This is a genomic window from Mycobacterium timonense (assembly GCF_025821985.1).
Lineage (GTDB): Bacteria > Actinomycetota > Actinomycetes > Mycobacteriales > Mycobacteriaceae > Mycobacterium > Mycobacterium avium.
Genome location: NZ_JACKSY010000104.1, coordinates 494,992 through 513,752, shown reverse-complemented (window position 1 = coordinate 513,752; position 18,761 = coordinate 494,992). Strand labels below are relative to the sequence as shown.

The following is an 18,761-nucleotide window of genomic DNA, read 5'->3' as shown; positions in this document are numbered from 1 at the left end:
TCTGATTTTCCTGCCCGCCCCTTGGTCAGGGGCGGTGGCTGAGTTCTTCGCGAAAACCCTGGATGCGGTTCTCGAGTTCGGCGGCGTCGCCGTGCCGCCCCTCCTTGCGCGCCAGCTGGGCGCGCACCGACAACTGCCGAATCGCGGTACGAATGTTGTTGATGCTGGCGGTCTCTCGCATCGGCTCCATGAGATGCCTTTCCGGTCGTGGGTACACGGCCGCCCGCGGGCGGCCCGACAGGATGCCAGGGGGTTACCCGGGGACCGCGACGGCCTAACCCGGCCGCGCGGCCGGCATGCTCAGCGACGGAACAGCTTGTTACCGAGCCACACCACCGGGTCGTATTTGCGGTCGGCGACCCGCTCTTTCATCGGGATCAGCGCGTTGTCGGTGATCTTGATGTTCTCCGGGCAGACCTCGGTGCAGCACTTGGTGATATTGCAGTAGCCCAGGCCGTGCTCGTCCTGGGCGTCGTTGCGCCGGTCGCGGGTGTCCAGCGGGTGCATCTCCAGCTCGGCGATGCGCATCAGGAAGCGCGGGCCGGCGAACGCCTTCTTGTTCTCGTCGTGGTCGCGAATCACGTGGCAGACGTTCTGGCACAGGAAGCACTCGATGCACTTGCGGAACTCCTGCGAGCGCTGCACGTCCTCCTGGGCCATCCGGTACTCGCCGGGCTGCAGGTCCTTGGGCGGCGCGAAAGACGGGATCTCGCGGGCCTTTTCGTAGTTGAACGAGACGTCGGTGACCAGGTCGCGGATCACCGGGAAGGTGCGCAGCGGCGTGACGGTGACCACCTCGTCCTCGGCGAAGGTGGACATCCGGGTCATGCACAGCAACCGCGGATAGCCGTTGATCTCCGCCGAGCAGGAGCCGCACTTGCCGGCCTTGCAGTTCCACCGGACCGCCAGGTCGGGCGTCTGGGTCTGCTGCAGGCGATGGATGATGTCGAGGACGACCTCGCCCTCGTTGACCTCGACCGTGAAGTCCTGCAACGCACCGTTGGCGTCGTCACCGCGCCACACCCGCATCTTCGCGTTGTAGGTCATTTGCTCTCCGTCCCGGGGTCCGTCCTGGGGCCCCGTCCTGGGTGCCCGGCGAGTTCCTCGTCGGTGTAGTACTTCTCCAGCTCGGCGATGTCGAACAGTTCCAGCAGGTCGGGCCGCATCGGCGTCTGGTCTTTCTTGCGGATGCTGATGTCGGGAATCACCTCGTCGCCCCCGGCCGCCTCGCACACCAGCAGCACCTTGCGCCAGGCCGAGTCCATCGACGGGTGGTCGTCGCGGGTGTGCCCGCCGCGGCTTTCGGTGCGCTCCAGCGCGGCCTTGGCGACACATTCGCTGACCAGCAGCATGTTGCGCAGGTCGAGGGCCAGGTTCCAGCCCGGGTTGTACCGGCGTTGCCCGTCCACGTGCAGGTTCTTGAACCGCTCCCGCAGTTTGCCCAGCCGCGCCAGGGCCTCGGAGATCTCGTCGGCGTTGCGGATGATGCCGACCAGGTCGTTCATCGACTGCTGCAGTTCCAGCTGCAGGGTGTAGGGGTTCTCGGCGGTGCCGCCGGCCGGCGCCTCGAACGGGGCCAGCGCCCGCTTGGCGGCCGCCTCGACGGCGTCGGGGCTGATGGTCGGGCGGCTGCTCAGCGCGCGCACGTAGTCGGCGGCGCCCAGCCCGGCCCGACGGCCGAACACCAGCAGGTCCGACAGCGAGTTGCCGCCCAGCCGGTTGGAGCCGTGCATGCCGCCGGAGCACTCGCCGGCCGCGAACAGGCCGGGGACGGTGGCCGCCCCGGTGTCGGCGTCCACCTCGACGCCGCCCATCACGTAGTGGCAGGTCGGTCCGACCTCCATCGGCTCCTTGGTGATGTCGACCCCGGCCAGCTCCTTGAACTGGTGGTACATCGACGGCAGCCGGCGGTTGATCTCCGCCGGTGTCAGCCGCGACGCGATGTCGAGGAAGACGCCGCCGTGCGGGCTGCCGCGGCCGGCCTTGACCTCGGAGTTGATGGCGCGCGCGACCTCGTCGCGCGGCAGCAGGTCGGGAGTGCGGCGGGCCGAGTCGTTGTCCTTGAGCCACTGGTCGGCTTCTTGCTCGGTCTCGGCGTACTGGCCCTTGAACACCGGGGGGATGTAGTCGAACATGAACCGCTTGCCCTCGGAGTTCTTCAGCACCCCGCCGTCACCGCGGACGCCCTCGGTGACCAGGATCCCCTTCACACTCGGCGGCCACACCATGCCGGTCGGGTGGAACTGGACGAACTCCATGTTGATCAGCGATGCGCCCGCCCGCAGCGCCAGGGCGTGCCCGTCGCCGGTGTACTCCCAGGAGTTCGAGGTGACCTTGAACGACTTGCCGATGCCGCCGGTGGCCAGCACCACCGCGGGCGCCTCGAACAGCACGAACTGGCCGCTCTCGCGCCAATAGCCGAACGCGCCGGCGATCGCGTCGCCGTCCTTGAGCAGCTCGGTGATCGTGCACTCGGCGAACACCTTGATGCGCGCCTCGTAGTCGCCGAGTTCGGCGTAATCCTCCTGCTGCAGCGAGACGATCTTCTGCTGCATGGTGCGGATCAGCTCCAGGCCGGTGCGGTCACCGACGTGCGCCAGCCGCGGGTAGGTGTGCCCACCGAAGTTGCGCTGGCTGATCTTGCCGTCCTTGAGCCGATCGAACAGCGCGCCATAGGTTTCCAGCTCCCAGACGCGGTCCGGGGCCTCCTTGGCGTGCAGCTCGGCCATGCGCCAGTTGTTGAGGAACTTGCCCCCGCGCATGGTGTCGCCGAAGTGGGTCTTCCAGTTGTCCTTCGGGTTGGTGTTGCCCATCGAGGCCGCGCAGCCGCCCTCGGCCATCACGGTGTGCGCCTTGCCGAACAACGACTTGCACACCACCGCGACGCGCAGGCCGCGTTCCCGCGCCTCGATGACCGCGCGCAATCCCGCGCCGCCGGCGCCGATGACGACTACGTCGTAGGCATGCCGTTCGACCTCAACCATGAAACCTCGCTAGCTAATTCTGATTCTTCGTCAAATGGCTTGTCAGCCAACAAATCTCAGGTCGGGGATGGTGCCGCTGGCCACCAGGGCGATGTAGAAATCGGTGAGCATCAGGGTGCCCAGCGTGATCCAGGCGTACAGCTTGTGCCGGGTGTTGATGTGGCTGACCTGGGTCCAGATCCAGTACCGCACAGGGTGCTTGGAGAAATGCTTGAGCCGGCCACCGGTCACGTGCCGGCAGGAGTGGCAGGACAGCGTGTAGACCCACAGCATGATGACGTTGCCGAGCAGGATCAGATTGCCCAGCCCGAAGCCGAATCCGCCCGGACCGGTGTCGGAGTGGAACGCCACGATCGCGTCGTAGCTGTTGATTACCGAGATGATGAAGGCGATGTAGAAGAAGTACCGGTGAGTGTTCTGGATGATCAGCGGGAACCTGGTCTCGCCGGTGTAGTGGACGCGGGGCTCGGCCACCGCGCAGGCCGTCGGCGACTGCCACACGGTGCGGTAGTAGGCGCCGCGGTAGTAGTAACAGGTCAGCCGGAACAGCAGCAGGAACGGCAGCGACACCGCCGCGTACGGCAACCACCACACGTCCGGCAGGAACTGCGGCCAGATGTCGCCGGCCTCACCGCAGCCCTTGCTGACGCACGGCGAGTAGAACGGCGTCAGGTAGTGGTACTTGCCGACGAAGAAGTAGTTCTGCTGGAAGGCCCGCGCCGTCGCATAGATGAGGAACGCGGCGAAGCCCAGGTCGATCCGCAGCGGCGACATCCACCACCGGTCGGTGCGCAGGGTGCGTTGCTCGATGCGGGCGCGTGTGGGTGAAAAGACACCGGACGCAGGACGGTTCGCCGTGGGTGCGCTCATCTGGTTGTTCCTCTTCGAACGGGCTGTCTGTCGAAGGGTACACAGATGCGAGCCCCCCTTCTGCGGGGGGCTGGCTGGGGGCGCTCGGGTTGTTCAGGACCTGTGGTGGCCGCCGACGCCCTCGTCGTCGACGTCGCGCCAGAATTCGCTGTCGTACTGGGTGTCGGGGATGACGACCTTCTCCCCGGACTGCTGCACGGTAGCGCGGGCCAGGTCCAATTCGGATACGTCGGTGTCGAGCAGGTCGACGTCGGACAGGATGCGGTCGGCGTCGATGACGATGCGGCGCATCGCCGGGCTGTCGCCGTAGCGCGCCCGCAGGGAGCTCACACACCGCCGCAGGCCGCCGATGAGGTCGTGCAGTTCGGCGAATTCGGTCGTGCCCGTGGTGCCCGGCGTGCTAGTCAACGGATCTCCTCGAGGAGTGTTTCGGATCACAGTACGTCCCCGATAGTAGCCACGACACGCGCCGGGCGTCAGGCGTTCATCGGCCCCGCGACCGGCACGCCGCGTCGCGGGCCGCCGGATGCTGCCTGCCGGGCGCAGCAACAGACGCGCGAGCAGACGCAAAAGCCCGCGAAAGGCCTTGCTTTCGGGGGCTTTTGCGTCTGCTCGCGCGGAGTACGGCGCGGATTACTTGGTGATCGCGATGCGCTTGGCCTGGTTTCCGGCGTACGCACCGGTGACCCGGACCGTCAGCACCCCGGCGTCGTAGGACGCCGTGATGTCGTCGTCGGTGACGTGGCCGGGCAGCTGGAACGACCGGTGGAACGAGCCGTAGCGGATCTCCCGCAGCGTGCGGCCGTCCTTCTCCTCCGCGTGCTCGTCGCGGTGCTCGCCGCGGATCACCAGGCGGCCACGGTCCAGCTCGACCTGGACGTCCTGGTCGACGTCAACGCCGGGCAGCTCGACACGTACGATCGCGTCGTCGCCGTCCTTGACGATCTCGGCGGCGGGCTTGAAAGCGCTGGTCGCGGGCTTGTTCCAGTCCGCTGCGGCGGCGGGGCCGAAGAAGTCGCGCAGCCACCGGTCGGTGTCCCAGGCCGGTCGTGTCCACAATGCGAGGTTGCTCATGGTGCTTCCCTTCCACTTCCTTGAGCTTCGTTGTGAGATTCCTGTGACCGGCGCCTCGTCGGCCGGCTACTCCTACAAACATGAGTCGACCACGCTTAAGTTCCAGCTGGCCGTTCGCCGGCAGCGAACGATCAATCACAGCCGTTCCTGTGAGTTGTGAGATCCTCGTCATAGGACCGTCACATTGGGCGAAAAAGACGTAATTTCTCGCCGTTACCCTCAAAGCCATGTCTGCAGACGGGATTTCGCGCGACGGCTGTGCGCCGCGTCACATCATCGTAGTCGGACATGGCATGGTCGGACACCGGTTCGTGGAGGCGCTGCGCGCCCGCGACACCGAGGGCCGTTGGCGCATCACGGTTTTCGCCGAGGAGGCTGACGCCGCCTACGACCGGGTGGGGCTGACTTCGTACACCGAGAGCTGGGACCGCGCGCTGCTGGCGTTGCCCGGCAACGACTACCAGGGTGACCCGCAGGTCCGGCTGGTGCTCAACCAGCGGGTCACCGAAATAGACCGCGCGACAAAGTCAGTGGTGACCGCCGACGGTCAGCGGCACCACTACGACACCCTGGTCCTGGCCACCGGTTCCTACGCGTTTGTGCCGCCGGTGCCCGGCCACGAGCTGCCTGCCTGCCACGTCTACCGCACCCTCGACGACCTCGACGCCATCCGCGCCGACGCCCAGCGTGCGGCGCAGACCGCCCATGCTCGCGCCGGCGTGGTCATCGGCGGCGGCCTGCTCGGGCTGGAGGCCGCTAATGCGCTGCGCCAGTTCGGCTTAGCGACCCATGTGGTCGAGATGATGCCGCGGTTGATGGCCCAGCAGATCGACGAGGCCGGCGGCGCTCTGCTGGCCCGGATGATCGGCGACCTGGGCATCTCGGTGCACGTCGGCACCGGCACCGAGGCGATCGAACCGGTCGAGGGCCCCGACGGGTCCACGACGGTGCGGGTGTGCCTGAGCGACGGCCAGGTGATCGACGCCGGCCTGGTCATCTTCGCGGCCGGCATCCGGCCGCGCGACGAGCTGGCGGTCGCCGCCGGCCTCGCCCGCGCCGAGCGCGGCGGGGTGCTCACCGACTTGTCCTGCCGGACAAGCGATCCCGACATCTACGCGATCGGCGAGGTGGCCGCGATCGACGGCCGGTGCTACGGCCTGGTGGGGCCCGGCTACACCTCCGCCGAAGTGGTGGCCGACCGGCTGCTGGACGGCAGCGCGGAGTTCGGCGAGGCGGACCTGTCCACCAAGCTCAAACTGCTGGGCGTCGACGTGGCCAGCTTCGGCGACGCGATGGGGACGACCGAGAACTGCCTCGAGGTCGCGATCAACGACGCGGTCAACCGCACCTACGCCAAACTGGTGCTCTCCGATGACGCCAAGACCCTGCTCGGCGGTGTGCTGGTCGGCGACGCCTCGTCCTACGGGGTGCTGCGGCCCATGGTCGGCAGCGAGCTGCCGGGCGACCCGCTGGCGCTGATCGCGCCGGCGTCCTCCGGCGGCGGAACGGCGTTGGGCGTTGGGGCGCTTCCCGATTCGGCGCAGATCTGCTCCTGCAACAACGTCACCAAGGGCGACCTGAAATGCGCGATCGCCGACGGCTGCGCCGACGTCGCCGCGCTCAAGTCGTGCACCTCGGCCGGCACCTCGTGCGGGTCGTGCGTGCCGCTGCTCAAGCAGCTGCTGGAAGCCGAGGGGGTGGAGCAGTCCAAGGCGCTGTGCGAGCACTTCAGCCAGTCGCGGGCCGAGCTGTTCGAGATCATCTCGGCCACCGAGATCCGCACCTTTTCCGGCCTGCTGGAGCGCTTCGGCCGCGGAAAGGGTTGCGACATCTGCAAACCCGTGGTCGCCTCGATCCTGGCGTCCACCGGGTCGGAGCACATCCTGGAGGGTGAGCAGGCCTCGCTGCAGGATTCCAACGACCACTTCCTGGCCAACATCCAAAAGAACGGCAGCTACTCGGTGGTGCCCCGGGTGCCCGGCGGCGACATCAAGCCCGAACACCTGATCCTGATCGGCCAGATCGCCCAGGACTTCGGCCTTTACACCAAGATCACCGGCGGCCAGCGGATCGACATGTTCGGCGCCCGGGTGGACCAGCTGCCGGCGATCTGGAAGCGGCTGGTCGACGGCGGCATGGAGTCCGGCCACGCCTACGGCAAGGCGCTGCGCACCGTGAAGAGCTGCGTGGGCACCGACTGGTGCCGGTACGGGCAGCAGGACTCGGTGCAGCTGGCCATCGACCTGGAGCTGCGCTACCGCGGGTTGCGGGCGCCGCACAAGATCAAGATGGGCGTCTCGGGCTGCGCGCGCGAGTGCGCGGAGGCGCGGTCCAAGGACGTCGGCGTCATCGCCACCGAGAAGGGCTGGAACCTCTACGTCGGCGGCAACGGCGGTATGACGCCCAAGCACGCGCAGCTGCTCGCCAGCGACCTGGACACCGAGACGCTGGTCCGCTACATCGACCGGTTCGTCATGTACTACATCCGCACGGCCGACCGGCTGCAGCGCACCGCGCCGTGGGTCGAGTCGCTGGACGGCGGTCTGGACCACGTCCGCGAGGTGGTGTGCGAGGACTCGCTGGGGCTGGCCGAGGAATTCGAGGCCGCAATGGAGCGGCATGTGCGCAACTACAAGTGCGAATGGAAGGGCGTGTTGGACGATCCGGACAAGCTGTCGCGGTTCGTGTCGTTCGTCAACGCCCCCGACGCCGTCGATTCGACGGTGGCGTTCACCGAGCATGCCGGCCGCAAAATCCCTGTGTCCATTGGCATGCCGAAGATCCGTCAGGGGTAGTTCCGGAGGAACTGGGAGATAACATGACACTTCTCAACGACATTCAGGTGTGGACGAGCGCATGCTCCTACGACCACCTCATCCCGGGCCGCGGTGTCGGGGTGCTGCTCGACGACGGTTCCCAGGCGGCGCTGTTCCGGCTCGACGACGGCACGGTGCGCGCGGTGGGCAACGTCGACCCGTTCTCCGGGGCGGCCGTGCTGTCCCGCGGCATCGTGGGCGACCGCAACGGCTGCCCGACGGTGCAGTCGCCCATCCTCAAGCAGGCGTTCTCCCTCGAAGACGGTACCTGCCTGGACGATCCGAGCGTTTCGGTGCCGGTGTACCCGGTGCGCATCACCGCCGACGGCTACGTTCAGGTGGGCCGCGACTACCAGCCGCGGGCGGCCTGAGCGGTCACCGGGTGATGTCGCCGACCAGGTAGCGCTGCATGGTCGGCCCGATCGCGTCGACGATGGCGTCCACCGACATCGAATGCAGCGGCTCCGAGCGGATGCCGTAGCGCATGATGCCCAGGCCCACCAGCTGGGAGGCGCACAACGAGGCCCGGACGGCCACCTTGTCGGCGCCCAGGATTCTCAGCAGCGGGCCGAAGACCGGGCCGATGAACATGCCCTGCACGATTTCGGCGGTCTTTGCCATCCCGGTGGACGCGATGGCGCTGGCCGCGAACGGCCCGCCGCCGGCGGCGTCCCAGGTGGTGATCAGCATCCGCAACGTGCGCCGGCCTACCTGGTTGACGCCCCCGGTGACGATCCGGTCGATGAATTCCGGTGTGCCGAAGGGCAACCGCAGCATCTTGGCCACGGGGTCGAGAAGCCCGTGCGACGGCTCTTCGCGGCGGGGCATGGTGTCAGGATCGCCGGTCGTGGGGCAAAGATCAAGGAACCGGCCGCGTGGCGGGCGCGTGGGCGCGCTGGTGCGGACCCGTTCGGCGGGACGCGTGCCGGGCGGTGGCGGCGAGCACCGGCGGCAGGGCGCGGCGGAATCGGTTCGCGATCAGCCGCGCCAGCCCCGGATGTGTGCTCAGCGGCGCGCTGACCAGATCGGCGCCGCAGCCGTGCAGCCGCTGTTGGAACAGCCCGTCGGCCAGCAGGTAGGAGGCGACGACCACGCGCCCGCCGTTGCGGCGGGCATGCGGCCGGGCCCGGGCGACCGCCTCGCCCAGCGGCGGGTCCCCGGTGGCGGCGAACCCGAGGGTGACGCGTGATCCGGTCAGCGCCGACAACCACGTCGCCGCGGTGTGCAGGTCGGCCCGCGCCTTGTCATCGGAGGTGCCCGCCGCCGCCAGCACCACCGAATCGTTTGTGCGCCAACCACATTCGAGCAGTTGATCGCCGACGATCCGGGCGATCTGGCCGCTGGGACCCAACGCCGGGGTGACCGTCACGTTCGGGTGTCCGCTGAGCGCGACGTGGGCTGGCAGATCGGCGCGGACGTGATAACCGCGCGACAGGAAGGCCGGCACCACGATGGCGGGCCGGCCGGCCGCCCGGGCCGCGGCCAGTACCTCGCTGGGGGTCGGCCCCACCACGTCCACGAACGCCACCTCGACCCGGCCGCCGACGAGCGTACTCACTTGCGCCGCAAGGCCTTCGATCATCGCCACACCACCCGGCCGGCGGGTGCCGTGCGCCACCAGGATCAGTGCCATGCCGATCCGTCCGGGGTGTCGATCGCCAGCCGGTAGCCGCGCTTGACCACCGTCGCGATGATGTTCTTGTCGCCCAGCGCCGTTCGCAGCCGCAGCACGGCCGTGTCGACGGCGTGCGGGTCGTTGCTGTTGCCGGGAAGCACCCGCAGCAAGTCGTTGCGCGCGACCACGTCACCGGGGCGCGCCGCCAGCGCGCGCAGCGTCGCCATGGCCGACCCGGACAGCGACTTGACCGCGCCGTCGACCAGCACACAGGTGCCGCGGATCTCGATCTGGTGCCCGGCCGCCCGCAACGTGCACGAGCGCAGCGGCGGCAACTCCTGGGCGATGTGACGGGCCAACGCCCCCAACCGCATCCGCTCCGGCGACGACGTCGGCACACCCGCGCGGATCAACGGCTGCGCGGTCACCGGCCCCACGCACATGGCGTGCACGTCGCTGCGAAGTGCTTGCAGCAGTTGGTCTTCGATGCCCAGCTCGCGGCTGCGCTCCAGCAGCGCCGCGCCGGCGGGCGCCGAGGTGAAGGTGACCGCGTCGAACTGCCGCCGCGCCACAGAGGCGACGAGTTGGTCGAATTCTCCGCCGGCCGGTGTCGGCTTCCAGCGGTAGACGTGGATGGGCATCACCTGCGCGCCGGCCGAGCGAAGCCCATTGATGAACTCCGGGAAGGGATCCCAGCCGTCGGCCGCGCCGTGCAGCTGCACCGCGATCCGCTTGCCGGCCACACCGGAGTCGAGCAGGTAGCGCAACACCTCGCGCGACGATTCGGATTTCGGCGACCACTCCTCGTGCAGCCCGGCGGCGCGCAACGCGCCCGTCGCCTTGGGCCCGCGGGCCACGATCCGGGCCTGCGACAGCGCCGACAGCAGTTGGGGGGCCAGCCCCCAGCCGTCGGCCGCGGCGACCCAGCCGCGGAAGCCGATCCCGGTGTGCGCCACCAAGATATCGGGCGGTTGGGCGATCACCGCCTCGGTGTGGCGGTGCAGCTCCTGGTCCTCGGGCAGCGCGATGATGTTGATGGCGGCGGCGCTGGTGACTTCCGCGCCGTTGCGGCGCAGCAACGCGCACAGCTCCTCGGCCCGGTTCGCCGAGGTGACGGCGATCCGGTAGCCGGTGAGCGGCGCGGAGTCCGGCGGGGCCAGTTGCGGGGCCATATGAAGTGTGTATGCCTAGGACGTTTCCGTTGCGTTACCGAGCAATTGCTGTGGCATTGCCCCTGTTGCGAGTCCGCTCACAGCCGCGCGGCCTGGGTTTCCGGCAGCGAGACTCCGGGCGCAGTGACCGGCCGCCGCACGTACACCAGCCAGGTCATGATGGCGGCGACGACGTAGGACGCCATGAACGTCCAGTACGCCGACGTCTCGGTTCCGGTGCTCAGGTAGGACTGGCGCAGCGCCAGGTTGATCGCCACCCCGCCGAACGCCCCGACCGCCGAGCAGATGCCGATCAGCGACCCCGCCATGGCGCGCGCCCATTGGCGGCGCTCGTCCTCGCTGGTGTCCCGGCCGCGGCTGCGGGCCTCGTAGACCGACGGGATCAGCTTGAACACCGAGCCGTTGCCCATGCCGGACAGGACGAACAGCACCATGAAGCCGACGACGTAGCCGATCATGCTGACCGAATGCGCGCCCGCGTGCTGGTCGTCGACGGTGCTGACGATCACCAGCAGGCCGGCGGCCAGGGTCATCGCGGCCAGCACGCCCAGCGTGACGCGGCTGCCGCCGACACGGTCGGCCAGCCGGCCGCCGTAGATCCGCGCCACCGAGCCCAGCAGCGGGCCGATGAAGGCCAGCTGGGCGGCGTGCAGCGCGGCATGCTTGGCGCTTTCCCCGTTCTCCAGGAAGTTGACCTGCATCACCTGCCCGAAGGCGAACGAGAAGCCGATCCAGGAGCCGAAGGTGGCGATGTAGAGCAGCGAGATCACATGGGTGTCGCGTTCGAACAGGATCGAGCGCATGGTGCTCAGCTGGGTGCCGTGGTTGATGTCGTCCATGAACATCGCGGCGGCGATGGCCACCGCGGCCAGGAACACCAGATACACCGCGCACACCCAGTACGGGGCCTGGTGTCCGGCGGTGGCCAGCACCAGCAGGCCGACCAGCTGGATCACCGCCACCCCCAGGTTGGCGACGCCGGCGTTGACGGCCATGGCCGCGCCCTTGAGCCGCTGCGGATAGAACGCGTTGACGTTGGCCAGAGACGCCGCATAGTTGCCGCCGCCCAGCCCGGTCAGGGCGGCGCACAGCACGAAAAGCCACAGCGGCAGACCGGGATTGGCCAGCAAGACGATGGTGCCGACCGTGGGGATCAGCAATACGACCGCCGAGAAAGTCGTCCATTTGCGGCCGCCGAAGGCCGCGATGCCCAGGGTGTAGGGGATCCGGGCGCAGCCACCGACCAGGGTGGCCACCGCGCCCAGCAGCAGCTTGTCGCCGGCGGAGAAGCCGTACACGGCCGCGGGCATGAACAGCGCCATCACCGGCCACAGGGTCCAGATCGAAAACGCCACGTGGTCACCGGCGATGGTGCACAGCAGGTTGCGACGGGCGATCCTTTTGTTGCCGGCCTCCCAGGCCGCTGCGTCTTCCGGATTCCAGTCCGTGATGCGGTGGTCGCGGCCCATCCGATCGTCACCTTTCCTCGAAGAAGACGCGCCGTTGTCGTCCGCTCGCCGTCGAAACTCGTTGGGCGCGTTCGGGTATGGCGCCCATCGGACGGCGTCGTCGAGCCAGGTGGCACCGCGCTCACCCGGGGTATCGGGAAAGCTGTTGCCGAGCCTGGCTTTCGACGCCTGTGTGGGCACCCCGAATGAAGAGGCGTGCCCCGCCGTGTTTTCCGATGCTCACACTTTGGACGCGAGCGGGTCAACCGGAACAGGCCGATATCCGCTGTCAGTTGATTACCAGTTGTCTGGTAAATCCCTGAAGGGTCGATCGGCGCGGGTCAGCGGCGAATGCACAGCGGCGCCAAGTGATTTCGTCCAGAGACGGCGGCCGGTGTGAGCTGGGCAATAGTTCGTGCGCGAGCGGCGTCAGGCGAACGGCCAATTGGCGGCGCCGGCGTGGGCGCCGGCCAGCGCCCGGGGCCGCGCCCAGTGCAGCCGCACGTATTGGCCGGGCCGCACTTGGGCGATTTTGTCGACGTCCTCGTCGGTGACCACGCCGACCACCGGGTAGCCGCCGGTGACCGGATGGTCGGGCCCCAGGATCACCGGTAAACCGTTGGGCGGCACCTGGATTGCGCCGCGGGTGGTGCCCTCGCTGGGCAGCTGCCGGTCCGGGTAGCGGTGTTGCAGGGGGCGACCCTCCAGTCGCATGCCGACGCGGTCGCTGCGGTCGGAGGCCATCCAGATCGTGTGCACCAGTGCGTCGGGATTGACCAACCAGTCGTCGCGCGGCCCCGGCACCACCTGCAGTTCCATCAGATGCCCGGTGATGGCCGCCACCGGCGCCTGGTCCAGTTCGGGATAGTCCTGCGTGTGTTCCCCGATCGGCAGCCGGTCTCCGGCCCGCAGCGGCGCCGGGCCGATGGCCGACATCACGTCGTAGCTGCGCGAACCCAGCACCGGGTCCACGCAGATGCCGCCGCGGACCGCGAGGTAGCTGCGCAGCCCGGCGCGGGGCGTGCCCAACGCGATCACCTGGCCGTCGCGCACATGCTGAATGCTGTTGCTGCCGAACTCGATTCCGTCGACCGTGGGATCCGCGTCGGCCCCGGTCACCGCGATGTCGACGTCGCCGCCGCGGACCCGGGCCGCGAAACCGCCGAAGGTCACCTCCACGGTGGCGCGGTCGTCGGGGTTGGCCACCAGCCGGTTGGCCAGCTTGTGCGCGCGCCGGTCGGCGGCTCCGGACCGGCTGACGCCGAGGTGGGCCAGGCCCGGCCGGCCCAGGTCTTCGACGACGGCCAGCGGCCCAGTGCGCAGTATCTCCAGGAATGGCACAGCTGTCTCCTTAGCGAGGCTAGACGGCCCGGAACTGAACCCACATGCCCTGCGTCAGCAGGGCCGGGTTGGGTCGCTGCAGATCCCACAGCACCGCGTCGGTGTGCCCGATCAGCTGCCAGCCACCGGGCGACCGGCGGGGATAGATCGCGCTGAATTCACCGGCCAGCGCCACCGAGCCGGCCGGCACGGCGGTGCGCGGCTCGGCGCGCCGCGGCACCCGCAGCCGCGGGTCGCCGTCCACCAGGTAGGCGAAACCCGGTGCGAATCCACTGAATCCGACCTGCCACGGGGTGCCGGTGTGGGCGTCGATCAGCTGCGGGATGGTCAGTCCGGTGTGTTCGGCGACCTCGGCCAAATCCGGGCCGTCGTAGACGACGTCGATGACCACGTCGGCGTGGCGCTCGGCGGGCGGGGTGGACGCGGCGGTGACGTTCATCTTGCGCAGCCGCTGCCGGAGGAGGCCTTGCCGGCCGGGGTCGTCGAGCTTGACCAGCACCGTGCGGGCCGCAGGCACGATGTCGACCACGCCGGGCAGCGCCGCGGCGCGCAGCGCCTGCGCCCACGCCAATACCTCTGCGGTACTGCCGCATTGCACCATCAGCGCTCGATCGCCGTAGTCCAGCACGGCGTTGCCGACCAGGGCTGTCGGCAGGTGGTGGGCCAGGTCGCCGCTAAGATCCGTCACGCTCATTACTCGACGGTAACCCCGGGATCGCGGCCCGTGCGAGGGGTGGCCGACGGATTTTCGAGCACTGCCAGAGCTGCCTTAGCAAACGCTCAAACAGCCGCGACTAGCCCAGGATCTTGGTCAGCTGCGGGGGCAGCTGGTCGGCGATCACCGGGTAGCTCAGCGGGGACGCGAAGGCGATCGCACCCGCCTGGTCCTTGGTGGTGAAGATGTGCCGGTTCTGTGCGGTGGTCAGCGACCCGGCCACCTCGGGGTCGCCCAGCAGCGCCTTTTGGTCGTCGGGGTTCTGGGTCGTCCAGATCACCACGTCGGCGGATTCCAGCACCGATTTGATGTGGTCACGCGGGATGACGGCGCGCTGATCGGTGCCGAACGGTTTGATGCTGTCGGCGATGACCAGCCCCATCTGGTTGAGGAAGTCGGTGCGCCAGCCGGCCATGGTGGCCACCACGGTGCCCTGCCACAGCGCCCCGTGCATCAGCAGCGCCTTCTTGCCGGTCCATTGCGGGTTCTTCTTGCCGATATCGGTGAACTTCTGGTCGACGCCGGCGACCAACGACTTCATCTTCTCGGCCGCGAACACCGCCTGGCCGACGGCGGCGGCCTGCTCCTTCCACGGTTCGAAGAAGGCGTCCCCGTCCGATTGCGCCACGGTCGGGGCGATCGCGGACAGCTTCTGGTAGGTTTCGGCGTCCAGCCCCGCGTTGATGGCCACGATCAGATCCGGTTTGAGACCGGCGATCTGGTCGACCGGGATGCCGTTGTCCAGGTTCAGCACGGTGGGCTGGGCCCCGCCGAGTTTGTCTGCGGCCCAAGGCCACACCGCGAACGGCTGGTCACCGAACCAGTTGGTCACCGCGATCGGCACCACGCCCACGGCGAGCAGGTCGTCCTGCTCGGTGTAGCCGGCGCTGACGACGCGCTTGGGCGGTTCCTTGACGACGGTCTGGCCGAACAGGTGGGTGAGGGTCACCGATCCCGGCCCGGCGCCCCCCGGGGGCGGCTGGTGTGCCGAGCACCCCGCCGACAGCCCGGCCGCACCGGCCGTCGCGGCCACGCCGGCTGCCCCTGCGAGCTGCAAGAATCCCCGTCGATTCCATCCCTGTCGCATCGCGTGAGAGTATCGCGTTCCGCCCCCACACACCCATCGCCGCGCTGGTGAGGCCGCTCAGTCCAGCGGCATCCCGGCGTCCATGAAATCCAGTGCCCGGTAGATGGTCTCGGGCGTGGTGGGGGCGCTGTCAAAGGCCGCCATCATGGCGCCGGTCAACGCCCCGGCGAACACCCGGACCTCGAAATCGTCTGCGGCCCGGCCGATCCGATGCGCGATCGCCTCGGCGGCGACGGTCACGGTGCGGTAGTACTCGTCGTACATGGCTGCCTTGAGCTCGGGGATGGAGAACATCAGCCGCTGCCGGGTGCTCTCGAACTCCAGCTGGTCGTCGGGCAGCTGGGACAGCACCGTCGCATAGGCCCGGCGGAACGCCTGCGGCAGCGACAGCTCGCGCGGCTGCGCCTTGAGGGCGTCCAGGATCAGCGGGTCCAGGTCGTCGGCCAGCAGCAGCGACTCCTTGGACCCGAAGTAGCGGAAGAAGGTGCTCGGCGACACGTCGGCGGCCTCGGCGATCTGTTCGACGGTGGTCGCGGCGTAGCCGTTCTGCTCGATGAGGCGAAACGCCTCGCGCCTGATGGCCTGGCGGGTCTTGATCTTCTTGCGCTCCCGCAGGCCCGGGGGAGCCTCACTGGCCGGCATGGGCCGATTCTCCCGCATCGGCGCCGGCCCGCGCCCGCAGCACGGCCACGCGTTGCGAAGTTCTGACAAAGCCTTGCGGGCCGTTGCGATTTCTGCGTAGCGCTGGCGTAACTGTGCACACCACGACCGGTAACACCGCCTCTTTAGCGTCGAGTGGTCACTGCCCGCGCCCGGCGAGAGACGGGCGCCCGACGAGACCCGCGCCCGGCGAGAGGCGGGCGCCCTGATGAGACCCGCGCCCGGCGAAACGGGCGCCCTGATGAGACAGGGGAGACCCACCGGATGACCACGACCATCACCCCGGTACCGCAGCCCGCGGCGGCGCCCGAGCGGCACAAGGGGCGGCACTGGATCGACGACTGGCGGCCCGAAGACCCCGAATTCTGGGAGACTACGGGCAAGGCGATCGCCCGCCGCAACCTGATCTTCTCGATTTTCGCCGAGCACGTCGGGTTCAGCGTGTGGATGCTGTGGAGCATCGTGGTGGTGCACATGACGGCCGGACCGCACGGGCACCCGTCGGCGTCCGGGTGGGCGCTGACCGCCAGCCAGGCGCTGTGCCTGGTGGCCGTGCCCAGCGGGGTCGGCGCCTTTCTGCGGCTGCCCTACACGTTCGCCGTCCCGGTGTTCGGCGGCCGCAACTGGACGACCATCTCGGCGGCCTTGCTGCTGATCCCGTGCCTGCTGCTGGCGTGGGCGGTGAGCCATCCCGGCATCCCGTTCGGGGTGCTGGTGGCGATCGCCGCGACCGCCGGGTTCGGCGGCGGCAACTTCGCCTCGTCGATGGCCAACATCTCCTTCTTCTACTCGGAGAAGGACAAGGGCTGGGCGCTGGGGCTCAACGCGGCCGGCGGCAACATCGGCGTGGCGGTGGTGCAGAAGGTCATCCCGCCCGTCGTGATCGCGGGCGGCGGCGTGGCGCTGTCCCGGGCCGGGCTGTTCTACGTGCCGCTGGCGGTCGTGGCTGCGGTGTGCGCGTTCCTGTTCATGAACAACCTGACCGAGATCAAGGCCGACGTGAAGCCGGTTTGGCAGTCGCTGCGCCACGCCGACACCTGGATCATGTCGCTGCTCTACATCGGCACCTTCGGATCCTTCATCGGCTACTCGGCCGCCTTCCCGACCCTGCTCAAAACGGTGTTCGGGCGCGGCGACATCGCGCTGGCGTGGGCGTTTCTGGGCGCCGCCATCGGGTCGGTGATCCGGCCGCTGGGCGGCAAGCTGGCCGACCGGGTCGGCGGGGCGCGGATCACCGCGGCCAGCTTCGTGATGCTGGCCGTCGGCGCGGCGGCCGCGCTGTGGTCGGTGAAGGCGGTGAACCTGCCGGCCTTCTTCGCCAGCTTCATGTTCCTGTTCGTCGCGACCGGCATCGGCAACGGTTCGACCTACCGGATGATCTCGCGGATCTTCAAGATCAAGGGCGAGCTGGCCGGGGGCGATCCCGACACCATGGTGACGATGCGCCGCCAGGCCGCCGGCGCGCTGGGCGTCATCTCGGCGGTGGGCGCCTTCGGCGGGTTCATCGTGCCGCTGGCCTACGCCTGGTCGAAGTCGCAGTTCGGCAGCATCGAACCCGCGCTGCGCTTCTATGTGGTGTTCTTCCTGGGCTTGCTGGCCGTCACCTGGTACTGCTACCTGCGCAAGCACAACGCGATCACCCGGGTCGGCATCTAGCCCCGGGACGGTTTCTGCCGGCCGCCGTATCCCTGCCAGGGGGAGTAGTCGGCGATCAGCTCCTCCTGCGGTGGCCGCTGGTCCTCGGGGACGTGCTGCAGGTTGATCCGGATCCGGTACCAGATCGAGCTGGGCCCGCGCATCCCGTCGACCAGGACGTCGGCCGGCTGCAGCCGGGCGGCGGCCTCCGGATGGCGGTCGCGCCAGACGTCCAGCGCCGCCATCGCTTCGTCCCTCGTCTTGGTGCGGGCGACCTCGATCAGCGGCATCGAGGACCGGCGCCGGCCGCCGGATCGTGTCCCGGCGCCCTTCGGCGCCCGCTCCGGCGGACCCAGCTCCTCGGCCAGCACCAGCAGCCGGTCGAGGTCGCCGACGGCGTCGTCCATGCCCGCCCACGGGTCGCCGATCTCGGCCAACCGGGCGGGCACGGTGTCGATGGTGAACGCCTCGGGCCGGCAGCCGGCCACCTCGTCCCAGCGCAACGGCGTCGACACCCGGCCGTCCGGGGTTGCCCGCACCGAGTAGGCCGACGCGACGGTGCGGTCCTTGGCGTTCTGGTTGAAGTCGACGAACACCCCCTCGCGCTCCTCCTTCCACCAGCGGCTGGTCGCCGCCTCGGGCGCGCGCCGCTCCACCTCGCGGGCCACGGTCTGCGCGGCCAGCCGCACCTGGCGGAACTCCCAGCGCCGGGCGATGCGGGCATAGATGTGGAAGCCGCGCGACCCGGACGTCTTCGGCCACGGGGTCAGGCCGTAGTCCTCGAGCACCTCGCGGGCGACCAGCGCGACGTCCACGATCCGCCGCCAGGACACCCCGGGCATCGGATCCAGGTCGACGCGCAGCTCGTCGGGGTGGTCGAGGTCGTCGGCCAGCACCGGATGCGGGTTCAGGTCGACACAGCCCAGGTTGATCACCCAGGCCAGCCCGGCGGCGTCGTGGATGACCGCTTCGGCGGCGGAAGTGCCTCGCGCATAACGTAATTCGGCGACGTCGACCCAGTCCGGCCGGTTTGCCGGGGCGCGTTTCTGGAACACCGCCTCTTGCGTGATGCCCTTGACGAAGCGCTTCAGGATCATCGGGCGCCCGGCCACACCGCGCAGTGCGCCGTCGGCCACGGACAGGTAATAGCGGACCAGGTCGAGTTTGGTGTACGGGCCGGCAGCAGAACCGGTGGTTTCGCCGCCGCCGGCGCGGGGGAACACCACCTTGTCCGGATGGGTGATGGTGACCCGCCGCCCGGCCACCTCCAGCGAAACCGGACGGGTCATGTGGTTCATGCTAATTCGCCAGAATTTCTGGCCGTACTGAGACGGACGTCACATA

Annotated in this window: 18 protein-coding genes; 3 read left to right on the top strand and 15 right to left on the bottom strand. The window is 69.0% G+C overall.

Annotation, left to right across the window (positions count from 1 at the left end; all coding sequences use genetic code 11):
* Window positions 1-25 precede the first annotated feature (25 nt).
* From H7I87_RS25000 to H7I87_RS24975, 6 genes are all read right to left on the bottom strand, one after another.
* A complete protein-coding gene (locus H7I87_RS25000) occupies window positions 26-181 on the bottom strand; it encodes a hypothetical protein (RefSeq protein ID WP_162014679.1) in 156 nt (51 codons plus the stop codon).
* A 119-nt stretch (window positions 182-300) separates the two neighbouring features.
* Window positions 301-1,047 carry a succinate dehydrogenase/fumarate reductase iron-sulfur subunit gene (locus H7I87_RS24995; RefSeq protein WP_009979616.1) on the bottom strand — a complete coding sequence of 249 codons (747 nt, stop codon included), beginning with the start codon at window positions 1,045-1,047 and terminating at the stop codon, window positions 301-303.
* Window positions 1,044-2,984 carry a fumarate reductase/succinate dehydrogenase flavoprotein subunit gene (locus H7I87_RS24990; RefSeq protein ID WP_009979614.1) on the bottom strand — a complete coding sequence of 647 codons (1,941 nt, stop codon included), beginning with the start codon at window positions 2,982-2,984 and terminating at the stop codon, window positions 1,044-1,046. Before H7I87_RS24990 ends, H7I87_RS24995 begins: the two co-directional genes overlap by 4 nt.
* Window positions 2,985-3,026: 42 nt before the next feature.
* On the bottom strand, window positions 3,027-3,854 hold the full coding sequence (gene sdhC / locus H7I87_RS24985; RefSeq protein ID WP_011726326.1) for a succinate dehydrogenase subunit SdhC: 828 nt from the start codon (window positions 3,852-3,854) through the stop codon (window positions 3,027-3,029).
* A 93-nt stretch (window positions 3,855-3,947) separates the two neighbouring features.
* Window positions 3,948-4,262, bottom strand: a complete 315-nt coding sequence (locus H7I87_RS24980) for an Rv0250c family protein (protein WP_003874031.1) — start codon at window positions 4,260-4,262, stop codon at window positions 3,948-3,950.
* 225 nt (window positions 4,263-4,487) lie between these two features.
* A complete protein-coding gene (locus H7I87_RS24975; RefSeq protein ID WP_003874030.1) occupies window positions 4,488-4,928 on the bottom strand; it encodes an Hsp20/alpha crystallin family protein in 441 nt (146 codons plus the stop codon).
* Window positions 4,929-5,155: 227 nt separating this feature from the next.
* Here H7I87_RS24975 and nirB point away from each other — a divergent pair, with 227 nt between their 5' ends.
* Window positions 5,156-7,723: a nitrite reductase large subunit NirB gene (nirB, locus tag H7I87_RS24970; protein WP_023860759.1), complete on the top strand. Its 2,568-nt coding sequence runs from the start codon at window positions 5,156-5,158 to the stop codon at window positions 7,721-7,723.
* Window positions 7,724-7,746: 23 nt separating this feature from the next.
* Window positions 7,747-8,115, top strand: coding sequence for a nitrite reductase small subunit NirD (gene nirD / locus H7I87_RS24965; protein WP_009979610.1), 369 nt, complete (start codon window positions 7,747-7,749; stop codon window positions 8,113-8,115).
* Window positions 8,116-8,119: 4 nt separating this feature from the next.
* Here nirD and H7I87_RS24960 read toward each other — a convergent pair whose 3' ends face one another.
* From H7I87_RS24960 to H7I87_RS24925, 8 genes are all read right to left on the bottom strand, one after another.
* Entirely contained in the window at window positions 8,120-8,572 is a 453-nt protein-coding gene (locus H7I87_RS24960; protein WP_003874027.1) for a TetR/AcrR family transcriptional regulator, read from the bottom strand.
* 31 nt (window positions 8,573-8,603) lie between these two features.
* Window positions 8,604-9,377, bottom strand: a complete 774-nt coding sequence (locus tag H7I87_RS24955; RefSeq protein WP_023860758.1) for a sirohydrochlorin chelatase — start codon at window positions 9,375-9,377, stop codon at window positions 8,604-8,606.
* Window positions 9,368-10,519 carry a uroporphyrinogen-III synthase gene (locus tag H7I87_RS24950; RefSeq protein WP_010950070.1) on the bottom strand — a complete coding sequence of 384 codons (1,152 nt, stop codon included), beginning with the start codon at window positions 10,517-10,519 and terminating at the stop codon, window positions 9,368-9,370. The genes H7I87_RS24955 and H7I87_RS24950 overlap by 10 nt, the downstream gene beginning before the upstream one ends.
* 89 nt (window positions 10,520-10,608) lie before the next feature.
* Complete coding sequence (locus tag H7I87_RS24945; RefSeq protein WP_019733859.1) at window positions 10,609-12,000, bottom strand: MFS transporter; 1,392 nt, start codon at window positions 11,998-12,000, stop codon at window positions 10,609-10,611.
* Between the two features lie 408 nt (window positions 12,001-12,408).
* On the bottom strand, window positions 12,409-13,320 hold the full coding sequence (locus tag H7I87_RS24940) for a 5-oxoprolinase/urea amidolyase family protein (RefSeq protein ID WP_019733860.1): 912 nt from the start codon (window positions 13,318-13,320) through the stop codon (window positions 12,409-12,411).
* Between the two features lie 19 nt (window positions 13,321-13,339).
* Window positions 13,340-14,014, bottom strand: coding sequence for a 5-oxoprolinase subunit B family protein (locus H7I87_RS24935; protein ID WP_003874021.1), 675 nt, complete (start codon window positions 14,012-14,014; stop codon window positions 13,340-13,342).
* A gap of 100 nt (window positions 14,015-14,114) precedes the next feature.
* Window positions 14,115-15,122, bottom strand: a complete 1,008-nt coding sequence (locus H7I87_RS24930; RefSeq protein ID WP_033727368.1) for an ABC transporter substrate-binding protein — start codon at window positions 15,120-15,122, stop codon at window positions 14,115-14,117.
* Between the two features lie 57 nt (window positions 15,123-15,179).
* Window positions 15,180-15,764 carry an acyl-CoA-like ligand-binding transcription factor gene (locus H7I87_RS24925; RefSeq protein ID WP_003874019.1) on the bottom strand — a complete coding sequence of 195 codons (585 nt, stop codon included), beginning with the start codon at window positions 15,762-15,764 and terminating at the stop codon, window positions 15,180-15,182.
* Window positions 15,765-16,046: 282 nt separating this feature from the next.
* Here H7I87_RS24925 and H7I87_RS24920 point away from each other — a divergent pair, with 282 nt between their 5' ends.
* Window positions 16,047-17,438, top strand: a complete 1,392-nt coding sequence (locus tag H7I87_RS24920; protein WP_019732899.1) for an MFS transporter — start codon at window positions 16,047-16,049, stop codon at window positions 17,436-17,438.
* Here H7I87_RS24920 and H7I87_RS24915 read toward each other — a convergent pair.
* Window positions 17,435-18,715 (bottom strand): DNA polymerase domain-containing protein, encoded by a 1,281-nt coding sequence (locus H7I87_RS24915; protein WP_019732898.1) that lies wholly within the window; start codon window positions 18,713-18,715, stop codon window positions 17,435-17,437. The two genes, H7I87_RS24920 and H7I87_RS24915, sit on opposite strands and share 4 nt — an antisense overlap.
* Window positions 18,716-18,761 lie beyond the last annotated feature (46 nt).

Excerpts from the sequence above, each read along its gene's own strand:
- H7I87_RS25000 (WP_162014679.1), bottom strand. The coding sequence starts at position 181 with ATGCGAGAGACCGCCAGCATCAACAACATTCGTACCGCGATTCGGCAG.
- H7I87_RS24995 (WP_009979616.1), bottom strand. The coding sequence starts at position 1,047 with ATGACCTACAACGCGAAGATGCGGGTGTGGCGCGGTGACGACGCCAAC.
- H7I87_RS24990 (WP_009979614.1), bottom strand. The coding sequence starts at position 2,984 with ATGGTTGAGGTCGAACGGCATGCCTACGACGTAGTCGTCATCGGCGCC.
- sdhC (WP_011726326.1), bottom strand. The coding sequence starts at position 3,854 with ATGAGCGCACCCACGGCGAACCGTCCTGCGTCCGGTGTCTTTTCACCC.
- H7I87_RS24975 (WP_003874030.1), bottom strand. The coding sequence starts at position 4,928 with ATGAGCAACCTCGCATTGTGGACACGACCGGCCTGGGACACCGACCGG.
- nirB (WP_023860759.1), top strand. The coding sequence starts at position 5,156 with ATGTCTGCAGACGGGATTTCGCGCGACGGCTGTGCGCCGCGTCACATC.
- nirD (WP_009979610.1), top strand. The coding sequence starts at position 7,747 with ATGACACTTCTCAACGACATTCAGGTGTGGACGAGCGCATGCTCCTAC.
- H7I87_RS24960 (WP_003874027.1), bottom strand. The coding sequence starts at position 8,572 with ATGCCCCGCCGCGAAGAGCCGTCGCACGGGCTTCTCGACCCCGTGGCC.
- H7I87_RS24955 (WP_023860758.1), bottom strand. The coding sequence starts at position 9,377 with ATGGCACTGATCCTGGTGGCGCACGGCACCCGCCGGCCGGGTGGTGTG.
- H7I87_RS24945 (WP_019733859.1), bottom strand. The coding sequence starts at position 12,000 with ATGGGCCGCGACCACCGCATCACGGACTGGAATCCGGAAGACGCAGCG.
- H7I87_RS24935 (WP_003874021.1), bottom strand. The coding sequence starts at position 14,014 with ATGAGCGTGACGGATCTTAGCGGCGACCTGGCCCACCACCTGCCGACA.
- H7I87_RS24930 (WP_033727368.1), bottom strand. The coding sequence starts at position 15,122 with ATGCGACAGGGATGGAATCGACGGGGATTCTTGCAGCTCGCAGGGGCA.
- H7I87_RS24925 (WP_003874019.1), bottom strand. The coding sequence starts at position 15,764 with ATGCCGGCCAGTGAGGCTCCCCCGGGCCTGCGGGAGCGCAAGAAGATC.
- H7I87_RS24920 (WP_019732899.1), top strand. The coding sequence starts at position 16,047 with ATGACCACGACCATCACCCCGGTACCGCAGCCCGCGGCGGCGCCCGAG.
- H7I87_RS24915 (WP_019732898.1), bottom strand. The coding sequence starts at position 18,715 with ATGAACCACATGACCCGTCCGGTTTCGCTGGAGGTGGCCGGGCGGCGG.